The sequence below is a fragment of the Cupriavidus sp. FW305-27 genome, from assembly GCF_058787995.1.
Map to the genome: position 1 here is coordinate 88809 of NZ_JBYTAG010000010.1, position 13271 is coordinate 102079.

Consider the following 13271-nt stretch of genomic DNA (forward strand, 5'->3'; position numbering starts at 1 on the left):
CGCCTTGCCAGCCCCCGCCCAGTCAGTCGACCTAGCGCCCGTGCGCCGCCACAGGCGCTGCTGTCGCAAGCGCCGCATCCAGCTCGGCCAGCTGCGCCGGCGTGCCCACGTTCTCCCAGCGCCCGTCGAAGCGTTCGCCGGTAGCGGCGCCGGCCTCGATGGCCTCCCAGTAGTAGGGTGTCATCGGCATTTTGGTGCCAGGTTCGATGGCGGTGAAGAGGCGCGTGTCGTACAGGCCGATATTGCCGAATGTCAGCCGTTCGCCACCGTTGGCCAGTGTCCCGTCGAGCGTCAGCAGCCCGTTCGGTTGCAAGGTGAAGTCGCCGTTCGGGTGAAAGTCCGGGTTGGGCACCATCACCAGGTGCATGCGCGGGGCGGGCGCGCCGGCCATGTCGTGCGCGCGAGGCAACAGCCTGCGGAAGTCGTAGTCGCAGAAAATGTCGCCCGACACGGCCAGGAAGATCTCGCCGCGCTCCGGGTGCGCGGACAGCAGCGGCAGGGCCTGTGCGATACCACCGGCGGTTTCCAGCGCAGTGCCCTCGGCAGAATAGGCCAGCCGTACGCCAAAACGGCTGCCGTCTCCCAGCGCGGCTTCGATCTGTCCGCCCAGCCAGGCATGGTTGATGACGATGTCGCGCAGGCCGGCACGCGCCAGCGCCTCGATCTTCCAGACGATCAGTGGCTTGCCGCCCACCGCCAGCAGCGGCTTGGGGCAGGTATCGGTCAACGGACGCATGCGGTCGCCGCGGCCGGCGGCGAAGATCATGGCCTTCATCAGAACAGAGCCTCCAGGGCAAGCAGCGCGGCCATGCCACCGGCGATGGTCCAGCCCACGCTGCGGGTTCGAGCGGCGATCAGGATGGCCACCACGCCGGCCACCAGCCGCGCGTTGGCGGGGGTGAGGGCAAGCTCGCCATGCTGCATCAGCAGGTCAGGGGCGATCAGCGCCGACAGCATCGCTGCCGGCACGAACTGCAGCGCGGTGCGGAACCACGACGGCAGCCGCACGCGGCCTTCCACGGCGATGAACGACAGGCGGATCAGGAAGGTTGCCAGGCCCGCGGCAAGGAAGACCCACAGCAGGGTCATCGCACTCATGCGGCCTCCTTGCCGGCTGTTCCGCCTGGCGTGGCATCGGCGCCACGGCTGGCCGGGCGTTGCCCGGGGCGGTTGCCGCGGCCCAGCAGCAGCATGCCCACGGCAATGCCGCCGAGCGCCGCCACCATCAGCCCGAGCTTGTGCGGCAGGCTGTAGCAGGCCACCGCCAGCACGCTGGCGGCCAGCGCCGCGGCCACGTGCGAGCGGTGCTTCAGGCCCGGCACGATGATGCCGATGAAGGTCAGCGGCAGGAAGAAGTCGAGCGGCCAGTCGCGCGGCACCTGGGCGCCGACCAGCACGCCGGCCAGCGTCGACAGCTGCCAGCTGGCCCACAGCGCGAAGCCGCCGCCGAAGTAGTACCAGTGGCGGTAGCGGGCGCGCGGGCCGCTGTCGCCAAGCCGGTGCGTCATCGCGGCAAAGGCTTCGTCGGTCAGCAGGTAGGCGATCAGCGCCTTCCAGCGCCGCGGCAGGTGCGCGAGCGTGGGCGCGATGGTGGCGGAATACAGCGCATGGCGCAGGTTGACCATGGCCACCGTCAGCGTGATCACCACTGCCGGGGTGCCGGCGGTCCACAACTGGGTCAGGATCATCTGCGAGGCGCCGCCGAACACGACCACGCTCATCGCGCAGGCCAGCCACGCCGGCATGCCGGCGCCGACGGCCAGCACGCCGTAGATCAGGCCGAACGGCACCACGCCCAGCAGCATCGGCGCGAGCGCGCGCGCGCCGGCCAGCCATTCGCCGGCGGCGGTGATGGCGGGCGCGCGGTGGTCGCGCAGAACGGGCTGGTTGTCGGGCACGGCGTCAGAACGTGTAGCCGGCCGGGCTGGCCACGCCTTCGAGCGCGTCCAGTAGCCGGATCAGCTTGCGCAGTTCGGTGTAGCGGCCGGCCTCCTGGCGGGTGTACTTCATCACCAGCGGCAGGTTGGCGAGGTAGCCGTCCTTGCCGTCGCGGTGGTACAGGCGGGCAAAGATGCCCAGCACCTTGAGGTGGCGCTGCAGGCCCATCCACTCAAAATCGCGATAGAACTCGCCAAAGTCGGCGCTGACCGGCAGGCCGGCCTTGCGCGCGCGCTCCCAGTAGCGGATCAGCCAGTCCAGCTGCTGCTCCTCGTCCCATTCGATATAGGCGTCGCGCCATAGCGAGACCGCGTCGTAGGTGATCGGGCCGATCACCGCGTCCTGGAAGTCGAGCACGCCCGGGTTGGCGCCGCCATCGAGCACCATCAGGTTGCGCGAGTGGAAATCGCGGTGCACGTAGACCTGCGGCTGCGCAAGGATATTGGTGAGTAGCGCTTCAGTCACTTCGCGCAGGTCCGCCTGCTGGGCCTCGGTCAGAGTGGCGCCCAGGTGCCTGGCCACATACCACTGCGGGAACAGGTCGAGCTCGCGCTGCAGCAGCGCGCGGTCGTAGGCCGGCAGTTCGCCGGGGTGGGTGGCGGCCTGGATGCGGACCAGCGCGGCGGCCGCGTCGGCGTACATGGCGTGGGCGGTGGAGTCATCGAGCCGCGACAGGTAGGTCTGGTTGCCAAGGTCGGCCAGCAGCAGGAAACCCTGCTCCAGGTCCTGCGCCAGCACGGTCGGCACGGTCACGCCGGCCGCGCCGAACAGCCCGCATACGTGGATGAACGGGCGGCAGTCCTCGTGCGCCGGCGGGGCGTCCATCACGATGGCGGTGGGATGCGCCGGATGGCCGGTGCTGACGCGGAAATAGCGCCGGAAGCTGGCGTCGGCCGAGGCGGGGGCGCAGGAATCGGGATCGGCGGACCAAGTCGGGCCAAGTCCGGATACCCAGGCCTTGAGCTGGTCCAGGCGCGGGTCGTGGGGGAGAGCTGCCATACAGATACGTGTGGGGAACGGGCGCAGAGTGGAAACGTAAATGAAACCGAAAGTAAGCGGGAAGGCGACCCTAGGTTGCCCCGTATAATACCCGACCAGACCCGGGCGCCGGGCGGCCCCCGGGTGGGGCCATTCGGTGCCCCGCAGCCTGCTCCGGCGGGGGCTGGCGGCTTGCAGGCGGGCCGCAGCCGACGCCGAGACTGACAACCCGTGCGAATGACCGAACAACGACGATCACCGAACAACAGGGCCTTGCCTTCGCCTGCCCCAACCAGCGTTCCTGCCCGAGCCAGGCGCGCCGGCGGCCTGCACGCGGGCGCACTGCGGCCGCTGGTGCTGGCCATGGCCAGCCTGTCGGCCGGCGCACACGCGCAGATGTCCGGTTCGGCGATCCCCGATCTCGACCAGGTCGAGCCGGTGTTCGAAGCCGCGCCGAAAGCGCCGCCGCTTCCGGTGGAATCCGGCGAACTGGTGCCGCGGCTTGCCGAACCCGGCAAACAGTCTGACGCCGGCTCCGACGCCCCGACCTTTATCGAGGCCGACCGCATGACCGGCTACAGCGAGCGCGGCGTCGAGCTGGAAGGCCATGCCGAGCTGCGCCGTGACGGCGGTGCGATCAAGGGCGACAAGCTGACCTACGACCAGGACACCGACGAAGCCTTTGCTCAGGGCAATGTGCGCATGTCGCGCAGCGGCACGCTGGCGGTCGGTCCCGAGGCGCGGATGAAGGTCGAGGCCAACGAAGGCTATATGCTGTCGCCGGACTATTATTTCCAGCAGACCGGCGGCTCGGGCAAGGCCGAGCGCATCGACTTCCTGGACAAGGACCGCAGCACCGCCAGGCACGCGTCATACACCACCTGTTCGCCGGACAACGCCGACTGGTATTTCAGCGCGAACCGGATCGACCTGGACAACGACCGCCAGGTGGGCGTGGCCTACGGCGGCGTGCTGAATTTCTTCGGCGTGCCGATCGCTGCGGCGCCGGCGTTCAGCTTTCCGCTGAACGACGACCGCCGCAGCGGTTTCCTGCCGCCGCTGATGGGCTACAGTTCGCGTGCGGGCTTCGACCTGACCACGCCGTACTACGTCAATATTGCGCCAAACCGCGACCTGACCATCTATCCGCGGCTGATGACGGAGCGCGGCTTGCAGCTTGGCGGCGAGTATCGCTACCTTGGCCAGGGCTACTCCGGACGCTTGCGCGCTGAGTTCCTGCCCGACGACAAGAAGACCAACTCGAATCGCTGGGCCTACTCGTTCCAGCACAACCAGAACCTGGCCAAGGGTCTCAATGCCTACCTGAACCTGAACCGGGTGTCCGACGATCAGTATCCGGACGACTTCAACCGCAGCGTGGCGCAATCGACGCTGCGCCAGTACGCGCAGGAAGGCGGCGTTACCTACAACTGGCAGGATTTCACGGTACTCGCGCGGGTGCAGAAGTTCCAGACCCTGCGTCCAAGCGAACCGTCATACGAGCGCGTGCCGCAGCTCAACGGCAAGTACATCCGCTATGACCTGGGCGGCTTCGACGTGCAGGTGGAAGCGGACTACACGCGCTTCCGCATTCCGCTGACGTCCACCGGCTTCCAGCAGCCGCAGGGCGAGCGCATGTTTATCCAGCCGAGCATCAGCTACCCGATCGTGCGGGCGGGCTGGTACGTGACGCCGAAGGTTAGCTTCAATGCGGCGCAGTACCAGATGGAGGCGGCCACCAACACGCCGACCGCGCAGAATAATTTCTCGCGCGCGCTGCCGACTGTCAGCCTGGATTCTGGCATGACTTTTGAGCGCGACGCGCCAACCATCAGCCGCCTGTTTGGCGTGAACTATGTGCAGACGCTGGAGCCGCGCCTGTTCTACGTGTACACGCCGTTCCACGACCAGAGCCAGTTCCCGCTGTTCGACACGGTGCAAGCGGATTTCGGATACGGAACCATCTTTACCGAAAATCCGTTCTCTGGCTACGACCGCATTGCCGACAACAACAAGCTGACCGGCGGCCTGACCACGCGCCTGATCGAAGCCGACACCGGAATCGAGCGCTTCCGCGGCACCATCGCGCAGCGCTACGACTTCACCGGCCAGCGCGTGCAGATCAACGGCACGCTGGCGGATCCCAAGGCGGGTTTCTCGGATCTGCTGGCGGCCACCACCATCCAGATGTTCCGCGGCTATTACCTGGACGCGGGGGTGCAGTACAACCCGGACAGCGACCGGATCAACTACGGCAACGTGGCGGTCTCTTACCGGCCCGAGTCGCGCAAGGTGATTAACGCAGGCTACCGCTACCGCCGCCCGACCTCGGTGACCGACAACACCGCGATCGACCAGTTCGAGGTGTCAAGCCAGTGGCCGATCACGCGCCGTGCCTACGGCATCGCACGCTTTGCCTTCGACCTGGCCGCAAGCCAGATGGTCGATGCGCTGGCCGGCGTCGAGTACGCCGCCGACTGCTGGGTCGGCCGCGTGGTCTACCAGCGCTTCCGCAACACCACGCAAGGCTACACCGGGCGGGTCTTCCTGCAGGTGGAGTTCCGTGGCCTTTCCAAGATCGGTTCCAACCCGTTGAACATCCTGCGCCTGAACGTGCCCGGCTATGAGCCCGTGTCGGCCAAGCCGGTGCCGACGACCCAGTTCGATCACTATGAATGACGGATTACGATGAAACGTCAAGAATTCGCCGTGTTTTCCTTTCTCCTGACGTCCTGGCATCGCTTGCTGCTGCCGGCCGTGCTGGCCGCCATGACGGTGCCGGCTGCCGCGCAGCTCAAGGCGCCCGGGACGGCGCCGCGCTCCAGTGGCATCTTCGTGCCGCAGGCGTCTGACGTCGCGACGCCGTCGAGCCAGCCCAAGCTGGGCGTGCCCCAGGCCGGCGGCCAGAAGCGTTCGCAACTGGTCGACGAAGTGGTGGCAGTCGTCAACAACAGCGTGATCACGCGGCGCGAGCTGCTCGACCGTGCCGACGAGATCGAAGGCCAGCTGCGTGCCGCCGGCCGCCCGGTGCCCGCGCGCGCCGACCTGCTGGGCGAGGTGCTCGAGCGCCTCGTAATGGAGCGCGTGCAGACCCAGGCCGCACAGGAGGCCGGCATCCGCGTGACCGACCAGGAAATCGACCGCGCCATCGAATCGGTGGCACAGCAGAACCGGCTGAACGCGACCGAGCTGCGCCGCCGCGTCGAGGCCAGTGGCATGACCTGGACCAAGTACCGCGAGGAACTGCGCAAGCAGGTACAGGTGATCCGCCTGCGCGAGCGCGAGGTCGATTCCAAGGTGCAGGTCTACGACGGCGAGATCGACAACTACCTGGCGGCGCGCGGCGGCCAGGGCGCCGCCAGCGGCCCGACCGAATACAACGTGGCGCAGATCCTCGTGCGCGTGCCCGAGAATGCCTCGGACGCACAGAAGCAGGCGCAGCGCGCCAAGGCCGAAGGGCTGCTCAAGCAGGCCCAGGGCGGTGCCGACTTCGCGCAGCTGGCGCAGGCCAATTCCGAGGGCCCCGAGGCGGCCCAGGGCGGCGCGATGGGCTTCCGCGAGATCGGCCGCCTGCCGGCACTGTTCGCCAACGCCGTGGTCGACCTGCAGGCTGGCGGGGTGGCGCCGCAGGTGGTGGAAAGCGCGGCGGGCTTCCATGTGGTCAAGCTGGTGGCCAAGCGCGCGGCGCCGGCATCCAGCCCGGCCGCGGCCTCGAAGATCACCCAGACCCAGGTGCGCCACATCCTGATCCGCACCGGCCCCAACATGCCCGAAGCCGAGGCGCGCCGCCAGCTCAGCACGCTGCGCGACCGCATCACCCACGGCGGCGATTTTGCCGACGCGGCCAAGCGTTTCTCGCAGGACGGCTCGGCGCAGAACGGCGGCGACCTCGGCTGGGTCTCGCCGGGCGAGCTGGTGCCCGAGTTCGAGCAGGCGATGAGCCGCCTGCGCCCGAACGAGATCTCGGAGCCGGTGGTCACGCAGTTCGGCGTGCACCTGATCCAGGTGCTCAACCGGCGCGAGACCGAGATGTCGCCCGAGAAGCAGCGCGACTTCGCCCGTGCCGAAGTCCGCGAACAGAAGCTGCGCGCAGCCTATGATGACTGGGTGCGCCAGCTGCGCTCGCAGGCGTACGTGGAGTACCGGGTCAACCGGCAGCGCTGAAGCGCCGGTCCCCGATCCGCTGACCTGACATGCCCGACCCGCTAGCCCTTGCCATCTCGACCGGAGAACCCGCCGGCATCGGTCCCGATATCACCATCGGGGCGTTGCTGCAGCTGGCGGGCGCCAACAATGGCGTCGGCGGCGGGCAATACCGCTTCCATGTGCTGGGCGATGCCCGCCTGCTGGCCGATCGCGCCGCGGCGCTGGGCGCCACGCACGCCTGGGAGCGGCGCATTGCCGACGGCGACGTGGTGGTCGAGGACATCCCGCTGGCGGTCGCGTGCGAGGCCGGGCGGCTCGACGCGCGCAACGGCCCCTATGTGCTGAAGCTGCTCGATGCCGCCATCCGCGGCTGCCGCGCGCGCGGCAAGGCCGCGCCCCGGTATGCCGCAATGATCACGGCGCCGGTGCAGAAGAGCACCATCAACGACGCCGGCGTCCCCTTCACCGGCCATACCGAATACCTGGCCGAGAGCGCCCGCGTGCCGCGCGTGGTGATGATGCTGGCCGGTCCGCAGCCCGCGCACGACGGCGCCATGCTGCGCGTGGCGCTGGCCACCACCCACCTGCCGCTGCGCGCGGTGCCCGATGCGCTGTCGGTGCCGCTGCTGGTGCAGACACTGTCGATCATCGATGCCGACCTGCGCCGCTACTTCGGCATCTCGCGGCCGCGCATCCTGGTCACGGGCCTGAACCCGCACGCCGGCGAAAGCGGCCATATGGGCCGCGAAGAGATCGACATCATCACGCCCGCGCTGGCGCAGGCCAAAGATGCCGGCATCGACGCGCGCGGGCCCTTTCCGGCCGACACGCTGTTCCAGCCGCGCCACCTGCGCGATGCCGACTGCGTGCTGGCGATGTACCATGACCAGGGGCTGGCGCCACTGAAATACGGCACCTTCGGCCACGGCGTGAATATCACGCTGGGGCTGCCCTTTATCCGCACCTCGGTGGACCATGGCACCGCGCTCGACCTTGCCGGCACCGGCCAGGCCGAACACGGCAGCATGATCGAGGCCATCCGCAGTGCGGTCACCATGGCCGGCCACGCCAATGGCCGGCGCCCTGGCAGCAACGGTGCCACGGGCAGCCATCCTGGCCACACCCATTCCGGCCTGCAGCCGCCATGCTGAAGCCGGACGAATAACCCATGCGTTCAAACGTGCACCAGGGCCATGTGGCCCGCAAACGATTCGGGCAGAACTTCCTGGTCGACGACACCATCATCCACGGCATCGTCAATGCCATCAGCCCGCAGGCCGACGACGTGCTGGTCGAGATCGGCCCCGGCCTGGGCGCGCTGACCGACCCGCTGCTCGAACGGATCCCGCAGATGCAGGTGGTTGAGCTGGATCGCGATCTGGTCGAGCGCCTGCGCCGCCGCTATGGCGAGCGCCTGCAGGTCCACGCCGGCGATGCGCTGGCGTTCGATTTCGACAAGCTCGCCGTGCCCGGCCGCCCGCTGCGCATCGTCGGCAACCTGCCGTACAACATCTCCAGCCCGCTGCTGTTCCACCTGATGGATTTCGCCGACCACGTGCGCGACCAGCACTTCATGCTGCAGAAAGAGGTGGTGGAGCGCATGGTGGCCGAACCCGGCAGCAAGGCCTTCGGCCGGCTCTCGATCATGCTGCAGGTGCGCTACTACATGGAACACGTGCTGGACGTACCGCCGGGCGCCTTCAATCCGCCGCCCAAGGTCGATTCCGCCGTGGTCCGCATGATCCCGTGGCCGCGCCACAGCGACGGCCGGCTGCGTTCGCCGCATGCCGATTGCGACATCACCGTGCTGGGCGACGTGGTCACTGCAGCGTTCTCGCAGCGGCGCAAGGTGCTGCGCAACACGCTCTCGTTCCTGCGCGACCAGGTCGACTTCGATGCGATGGGCTTCGACCTCGGCCGCCGCGCCGAGGAAGTGCCCGTCGGCGAATATGTCGAACTGGCCCGGCGCCTCGGTGGTACGCCATCCGGCCGGGCCGGACAGGCCGCCTGAGGCCCGCGCATCCCGATTCCCGAATTTCCCGCGACTATTTCGTGCAAGACCGTCCCATGACAGCCCAGACCCAAACCAACCGGCGTCCCGTGATCCTGACCGGCGACCGTCCCACCGGCCCGCTGCACCTTGGCCACTATGTCGGCTCGCTGAAGAGCCGCGTGACGCTGCAGGACACGCATGAGCAATACGTGCTGCTGGCCGACACCCAGGCCATGACCGACAACGCGCACGATCCCGACAAGGTGCGCCGCAACGTGCTGGAAGTGGCGCTGGACTACCTGGCCGTGGGCATCGACCCGGCCAAGACCACCATCACCGTGCAGTCGCACCTGCCGGCGCTGGCCGAGCTGACGCTGATGTACCTGAACTTCGTCACGGTGGCGCGGCTCGAGCGCAACCCGACCATCAAGGAAGAGATCCAGGCGCGTGGCTTTGGCCGCGACATCCCGGCCGGCTTCCTGTGCTACCCGGCATCGCAGGCCGCGGACATCACTGCCTTCAAGGCCCACGTGGTGCCGGTGGGCGAAGACCAGGCGCCGCTGATCGAGCAGACCAACGAGATCGTGCGCCGCATCAACCACCAGGTCGGCCGCGAAGTGCTGCCCGAATGCAAGGCCCTGATCCCCGAGTTCGGCCGCCTGCCTGGCGTCGACGGCAAGGCCAAGATGAGCAAGTCGCTGGGCAACGCGATCGCGCTGGGGGCTTCGCCCGAGCAGATCAAGGCTGCGGTGCACAGCATGTACACCGACCCCAACCACCTGCGCGTGTCGGACCCGGGCCAGGTCGAGGGCAACGTGGTGTTCACCTACCTGGATGCGTTCGACCCCAACACCGAGGAAGTCAAGGCGCTGAAGGAGCACTACCGGAAGGGCGGCCTGGGCGACATGGTGCTCAAGCGCCGCGTCGAGGGCATCCTGCAGGACATGCTGGCCCCGATCCGCGCGCGCCGCGAAGAACTGGCCAAGGATCCGGACTATGTGTTCGACATCCTGCGCCAGGGCACCGCGAAGGCACGCGCACTGACCCAGCAGACGCTGGACGAAGTGCGCGACGCGCTCGGCATGTTCTCGTTCGAGGCACGCCGCTGAGCGTCAGGCAGCGGCGGCTCCGGCCGCCGCAGTATTGCGCTTGCCGCGCCGCTCAGGCGCGGCGATTGACCAGCACGATGCCGGCCAGCACCAGGAGTGCCGCCACGGCAAAGCGCGGGCCCACCGCGTCGTGCATCAGCACCACGCCGAAGGCGACCCCGAACAGCGGCGTCAGGAAGGAAAATACCGACAGCCGCGACGCCAGGTAGCGCCGCAGCAGCCAGAACCAGGTCAGGTAGCTGGCAAACGCGATCAGCACTGACTGGTAGAACAGGCTCGCCAGCACCACCCCGTCGATCTGCACGGTTGCGGTCTGGCCGGCGGCCACCGCCATCGCCAGCAGCATCACCGCGGACACCGCCAACTGGTACAGCAGGGTCTTGCTGGCCGGGGCGCTGGCCAGCGGGCTGGCGCGCACCACCAAGGTGGTGGCGGCCCACAGTGCGCCGGCGAGGATGCCAAGCGCATCGCCCGGCAGCGTGCTGCCCTGCGCCGACGGCGCGGCAATGCCATCGGCAAAGGCCAGTGCCATGCCCGCGAACGCGAGCGCCACGCCCAGCCATTGCCAGGTGTGGAGCCGCTCACCCGGCACCACGAAATGCAGGCCCAGCGCGGTGAAGATCGGTGCGGTGTACAGGAACACCGCCATGCGCGAGGCCGTGGTGTGTCCCAGCCCGACGAAGATGCAGAAGAACTCCGCGCCGAACAGCAGCCCGGCCAGCAAGCCGGCGTTCAGCGTGCCGTCGCGCCGCCACAGCGGCGTGCCGCGCCAGGCGGCAAAGCCGAACACCAGCAACGCCGCCACCGCCGAGCGCACGCCGGCCTGCAGCACCGCGCCCATCACCGGCGCGGTGACCTTGATCACCACCTGCTGCAGGCCCCAGGCGGCGCACAGCACCACCATCAGGCCCACGGCGATGCCGTCGAGCGGCTGCCGGGTCAGGGCTTGCGTGCTCATCGCCAGCGTCCGTCAGGGACGCCTGGCGTCGCGGGTCGAATGGCGCTCGATCAGTTCGATCTTGTAGCCGTCCGGGTCTTCGACAAAGGCGATCACGGTGGTGCCGCCCTTGACCGGGCCGGCTTCGCGCGTGACCTTGCCGCCGGCGGCGCGGATGCGCTCGCAGGCGGCCGCGGCATCGTCGGTCTCCAGCGCGATATGGCCGTAGGCCGTGCCCAGGTCATACTGGTCGACGCCGTAGTTGTAGGTCAGCTCCAGCACCGCGGTCTCGCTCTCGGGGCCGTAGCCGACGAAGGCGAGGCGGTACTTGTACTCAGGGTTGTCGCTCTGGCGCAGCAGCTGCATGCCGAGCACGCGGGTATAGAAATCGATGGAGCGCTGCATGTCGCCGACGCGCAGCATGGTGTGGAGGAGTCGCATTTGAGGGCCTTCAACTGTTTTAGGTATAGGAAGGCGCCATTTTAGTGCGTTTGGCCGAAACGTACCGGCCCGCTCCCGCCCGCTCAGAAAGTCGGCAACAGCTCGGGCGGGTGTGCCCGCAGTTGCGCGCGCGCATCGCGGAACTCGGGGAAGATCGATTCCACGGTCTGCCAGAAGCGCGGGCCGTGGTTCATTTCCTTCAGGTGCGCCAGCTCGTGCGCGGCGACATAGTCGATCATCGACAGCGGGAAATGCATCAGGCGCCAGTTCAGCCGGATCTTGCCGTCGGCGGTGCAGCTGCCCCAGCGCGTGGCAGCCGAGGTCAGCGCAAAGCCGGTGTGGCGCACGCCCAGCTTGTCGGCGTAGATATCGAGGCGCTCGGCCAGCAGCCGGCGTGCCTGCTGCTGCAGCCAGCCCTGCACGCGGTCCTTGATCTGCTGCTCGTCGGCATGGCCCGGCAGCGCCAGGTGCAGCACGCGGCGGTCGGCATCGAACAGCAGCGCGCCGAGCGGCGACTCCAGCGACAGCGTCAGCGGCTGCCCCAGGAAGGGCAGGCTGGCGCCGTCGCGCCATTGCACCGTGGGCAGGACGCGGCGCGACTCGCGGTGGCGCCACTCGCCCAGCTTGTTGAAGATCCAGCGCTGTTTTTCCAGGATGGCCGACTCGATGTCCGCCAGCGTGACCCAGCGCGGCGCCGTGATCGACAGGCCGCGGTCGTCGATGGTGAAGCCGATGGTGCGGCGCGCCGAGCGCTTGAGCGTGTAGTGCAGCGGCCGTTCGCCGATACGCAGCAGGCGTGCATTGGGTTGCGGCACCGGCCAGGCGGGCTGCTGCGGCGGCTCCGGCGCAGGCGGGGCCGCAGGCTGCGGCGCCTGGGCGGACTCCGCCAGCGGCAGCTCCAGCTGCGCGCCGTCGGCGTCGGTGGCGGGTCGCAGCAGCTTCATGCGGCGGGCCCGCCCGGGGCCGCGCTCCGGTAGCTCTGCGGATCGATGCGGCGCATATCGCGCTCGATCCATTCCGCCACCTCCTGGTTGAGCTGGTCCGCGGTCTTGTTGGCCGAGGCGATCGCCGGGCCAACCGAGATCGTCACCATGCCCGGGTGCTTCAGGAACGAATTGCGCGGCCACACCCGGCCCGAGTTGACCGCCATCGGCAGCACCCAGGCGCCGGTTTCCACCGCCAGGCGCGCACCGCCGCTCTTGTAGCGCGCCTTCTCCAGGCCCGAAGGCGTGCGCGTGCCTTCCGGGAACATGATGATCCAGGCGCCTTCGGCCAGCCGCTCGCGGCCCTGACGCGCGGCCGAGGCGAAGGCGCGGGTGCCTTCCTTGCGGTTGATATGGACCATCTTCAGCATGCCCAGCGCCCAGCCGAAGAACGGCACCAGCAGCAGCTCGCGCTTGAACACGAAGCACAGCGGCTTGGGCATCAGCGCCACGTAGGCCACGGTTTCCCAGGCTGACTGGTGCTTGGACAGCAGCACCACCGGCTTGTCGAGCATCACGTCCATATGCTCATGGCCTTCAATGCGGTACTGGATGCCGCAGATGCCGCGCGCGGCCCAGATCACCAGCAGGGGCCAGCCGCGCACGAAGCGGAAGCGCTGGTCGGCATTCATGAACGGGAACACCAGGAAGCAGGCGCAAGCGTACGGCGGCGTCAGCACCAGCAGGTACAGCGCAAACAACAGGGAACGGAGAAACGTCATGCGGGGGGCGGGGGTGCGAATAGG

At 68.5% G+C, this 13271-nt stretch carries 13 protein-coding genes; 5 read left to right on the forward strand and 8 right to left on the reverse strand.

The genetic code is table 11. From position 1 onward, the window contains the following. Positions 1–31: 31 nt before the first annotated feature. From murU to AC3WRI_RS07120, 4 genes are read right to left on the reverse strand one after another with little or no spacing between them, the layout of a single operon-like run. Positions 32–775: an N-acetylmuramate alpha-1-phosphate uridylyltransferase MurU gene (gene murU / locus AC3WRI_RS07105; RefSeq protein ID WP_011614547.1), complete on the reverse strand. Its 744-nt coding sequence runs from the start codon at positions 773–775 to the stop codon at positions 32–34. Next, positions 775–1098, reverse strand: coding sequence for an AzlD domain-containing protein (locus tag AC3WRI_RS07110; RefSeq protein WP_010813881.1), 324 nt, complete (start codon positions 1096–1098; stop codon positions 775–777). Before AC3WRI_RS07110 ends, murU begins: the two co-directional genes overlap by 1 nt. Beyond that, complete coding sequence (locus tag AC3WRI_RS07115) at positions 1095–1898, reverse strand: AzlC family ABC transporter permease (protein ID WP_010813880.1); 804 nt, start codon at positions 1896–1898, stop codon at positions 1095–1097. The genes AC3WRI_RS07110 and AC3WRI_RS07115 overlap by 4 nt, the downstream gene beginning before the upstream one ends. 4 nt (positions 1899–1902) lie before the next feature. Continuing rightward, complete coding sequence (locus AC3WRI_RS07120) at positions 1903–2937, reverse strand: aminoglycoside phosphotransferase family protein (RefSeq protein ID WP_492292922.1); 1035 nt, start codon at positions 2935–2937, stop codon at positions 1903–1905. A 216-nt stretch (positions 2938–3153) separates the two neighbouring features. On the opposite strand from AC3WRI_RS07120, the gene AC3WRI_RS07125 reads away from it, so the two are divergent. The 5 genes from AC3WRI_RS07125 to trpS are packed head-to-tail and all read left to right on the forward strand — an operon-like array spanning position 3154 to position 10164. Beyond that, positions 3154–5595: an LPS-assembly protein LptD gene (locus AC3WRI_RS07125; RefSeq protein ID WP_439668536.1), complete on the forward strand. Its 2442-nt coding sequence runs from the start codon at positions 3154–3156 to the stop codon at positions 5593–5595. A 9-nt stretch (positions 5596–5604) separates the two neighbouring features. After that, on the forward strand, positions 5605–7080 hold the full coding sequence (locus AC3WRI_RS07130; RefSeq protein ID WP_011614550.1) for a peptidylprolyl isomerase: 1476 nt from the start codon (positions 5605–5607) through the stop codon (positions 7078–7080). 29 nt (positions 7081–7109) lie between these two features. After that, entirely contained in the window at positions 7110–8213 is a 1104-nt protein-coding gene (pdxA, locus tag AC3WRI_RS07135; RefSeq protein WP_011614551.1) for a 4-hydroxythreonine-4-phosphate dehydrogenase PdxA, read from the forward strand. A 17-nt stretch (positions 8214–8230) separates the two neighbouring features. Continuing rightward, a complete protein-coding gene (gene rsmA / locus AC3WRI_RS07140) occupies positions 8231–9073 on the forward strand; it encodes a 16S rRNA (adenine(1518)-N(6)/adenine(1519)-N(6))-dimethyltransferase RsmA (protein ID WP_010813875.1) in 843 nt (280 codons plus the stop codon). Between the two features lie 56 nt (positions 9074–9129). Beyond that, positions 9130–10164: a tryptophan--tRNA ligase gene (gene trpS / locus AC3WRI_RS07145; protein WP_010813874.1), complete on the forward strand. Its 1035-nt coding sequence runs from the start codon at positions 9130–9132 to the stop codon at positions 10162–10164. Positions 10165–10216: 52 nt separating this feature from the next. Here trpS and AC3WRI_RS07150 read toward each other — a convergent pair whose 3' ends face one another. The 4 genes from AC3WRI_RS07150 to AC3WRI_RS07165 all read right to left on the reverse strand — a co-directional run bounded on the left by AC3WRI_RS07150 (position 10217) and on the right by AC3WRI_RS07165 (position 13247). Next, complete coding sequence (locus AC3WRI_RS07150) at positions 10217–11122, reverse strand: DMT family transporter (protein ID WP_010813873.1); 906 nt, start codon at positions 11120–11122, stop codon at positions 10217–10219. A 12-nt stretch (positions 11123–11134) separates the two neighbouring features. Then, a complete protein-coding gene (gloA, locus tag AC3WRI_RS07155) occupies positions 11135–11542 on the reverse strand; it encodes a lactoylglutathione lyase (RefSeq protein ID WP_010813872.1) in 408 nt (135 codons plus the stop codon). 83 nt (positions 11543–11625) lie between these two features. Continuing rightward, positions 11626–12486: a M48 family metallopeptidase gene (locus AC3WRI_RS07160; protein ID WP_439668538.1), complete on the reverse strand. Its 861-nt coding sequence runs from the start codon at positions 12484–12486 to the stop codon at positions 11626–11628. Further along, entirely contained in the window at positions 12483–13247 is a 765-nt protein-coding gene (locus tag AC3WRI_RS07165; RefSeq protein WP_011614553.1) for a lysophospholipid acyltransferase family protein, read from the reverse strand. Before AC3WRI_RS07165 ends, AC3WRI_RS07160 begins: the two co-directional genes overlap by 4 nt. Positions 13248–13271 lie beyond the last annotated feature (24 nt).

Bases quoted from the DNA above. Each gene is read 5' to 3' on its own strand.
- murU (WP_011614547.1), bottom strand. From the start codon at position 775: ATGAAGGCCATGATCTTCGCCGCCGGCCGCGGCGACCGCATGCGTCCG.
- AC3WRI_RS07110 (WP_010813881.1), bottom strand. From the start codon at position 1,098: ATGAGTGCGATGACCCTGCTGTGGGTCTTCCTTGCCGCGGGCCTGGCA.
- AC3WRI_RS07120 (WP_492292922.1), bottom strand. From the start codon at position 2,937: ATGGCAGCTCTCCCCCACGACCCGCGCCTGGACCAGCTCAAGGCCTGG.
- AC3WRI_RS07125 (WP_439668536.1), top strand. From the start codon at position 3,154: ATGACCGAACAACGACGATCACCGAACAACAGGGCCTTGCCTTCGCCT.
- AC3WRI_RS07130 (WP_011614550.1), top strand. From the start codon at position 5,605: ATGAAACGTCAAGAATTCGCCGTGTTTTCCTTTCTCCTGACGTCCTGG.
- pdxA (WP_011614551.1), top strand. From the start codon at position 7,110: ATGCCCGACCCGCTAGCCCTTGCCATCTCGACCGGAGAACCCGCCGGC.
- rsmA (WP_010813875.1), top strand. From the start codon at position 8,231: ATGCGTTCAAACGTGCACCAGGGCCATGTGGCCCGCAAACGATTCGGG.
- trpS (WP_010813874.1), top strand. From the start codon at position 9,130: ATGACAGCCCAGACCCAAACCAACCGGCGTCCCGTGATCCTGACCGGC.
- AC3WRI_RS07150 (WP_010813873.1), bottom strand. From the start codon at position 11,122: ATGAGCACGCAAGCCCTGACCCGGCAGCCGCTCGACGGCATCGCCGTG.
- gloA (WP_010813872.1), bottom strand. From the start codon at position 11,542: ATGCGACTCCTCCACACCATGCTGCGCGTCGGCGACATGCAGCGCTCC.
- AC3WRI_RS07160 (WP_439668538.1), bottom strand. From the start codon at position 12,486: ATGAAGCTGCTGCGACCCGCCACCGACGCCGACGGCGCGCAGCTGGAG.
- AC3WRI_RS07165 (WP_011614553.1), bottom strand. From the start codon at position 13,247: ATGACGTTTCTCCGTTCCCTGTTGTTTGCGCTGTACCTGCTGGTGCTG.